2 protein-coding genes and 1 pseudogene are annotated in these 992 nt (G+C 47.2%); all 3 read left to right on the plus strand.

The genetic code is table 11. The features are described 5' to 3' along the window. A pseudogene (locus ABJ99_RS29570) lies at window positions 1-96 on the plus strand (P-type DNA transfer protein VirB5); the annotation flags it as partial. Between the two features lie 32 nt (window positions 97-128). Then, window positions 129-482, plus strand: a complete 354-nt coding sequence (locus ABJ99_RS04070; RefSeq protein WP_054084732.1) for a hypothetical protein — start codon at window positions 129-131, stop codon at window positions 480-482. Between the two features lie 10 nt (window positions 483-492). Next, window positions 493-992, plus strand: a 500-nt coding sequence (locus tag ABJ99_RS04075) for a type IV secretion system protein (RefSeq protein WP_195842897.1), incomplete at its 3' end; no start/stop codon positions are given.

A 992-nucleotide genomic window follows, 5' to 3' on the forward strand; every position in this document is an offset into this window, starting at 1 on the left:
CAGCAGCAGCAAGAGAAAATGGAAAACGAAAAACGGGCACAAGCGTTCAGTGACTACATGAACGGTAAAACGAGCGTGCGGCCCAGCTATGAGTGATTAACTACCAAGTTCACAAGGGAATATGACCTATGTTAAAAAAAATGAGTGCTGTAATTTTTTTGGTGCTGTTTACGTTTGCACTGTCCGGTTGTGGTGATGATAAAGGACAGGGATTTATTGGACGATGGACTGGAGAAAATATTAAAAGAATGGGCAAGCCAAGCTTTGTAATGGATATCTCAAAAGATGGAGAGGTGTTTCATATAAACCTTGAAACCACAGATGATATTTTGGGGCATGGAAAAAGAGAAAAAAGCATGCAGCTGTTTGAAGCCAAAGCAGACGCGGATAGTGTCCTAAGCATTGCTGGTGGTCTTGCAACCATGCGTTTGGAAGGCAACGTCATCTATTTTGATAACACCACCTACACCCGAGCAAAATAACGGAGGCGGCATGGACATCAAAAACATAGCCCAGACGTTGTTTGATTTCGTTGATGCCGCCCTGCAAAGCGCCTTGGTCACCGGGATGGCCAAGGTGATGCTGGGGCTTGGAGCGCTCTTCGGGACGATGTGGCTGATCCACTTCACGCTCCGGAACATACAGTGGCTTTACCGGGGCATGAATGTCGCGTTTGAAGACGTGGCAAAAGAAATTGCCAAAATGGCTTTCATCACCGCATGTGCGTTCAACCTGGAATGGTACGTACAAACGATTGTGCCCTTTGTCACCGGCTTTCCCAACTGGATGGGGGGTATTTTGTCCGGCCAGGAGGGCACGCAAACCAACCAGATCGACAGTTTGATTGTTACTTATGCTTCTAACCTAGAAGCCCTGATCGGGGCTATGGAATTCAATATCGTCACAACCAGTTTTGCTAATATTTGGTTGGGCATTCAGGCAGTGGTGTTTTATGTGCTGGGAAGTATCCCGTTCTTGCTGGCTGCCGTGGC

Origin of the sequence: Pseudomonas syringae pv. cilantro, assembly GCF_001293775.1 — a bacterium.
GTDB lineage: Bacteria > Pseudomonadota > Gammaproteobacteria > Pseudomonadales > Pseudomonadaceae > Aquipseudomonas > Aquipseudomonas syringae_P.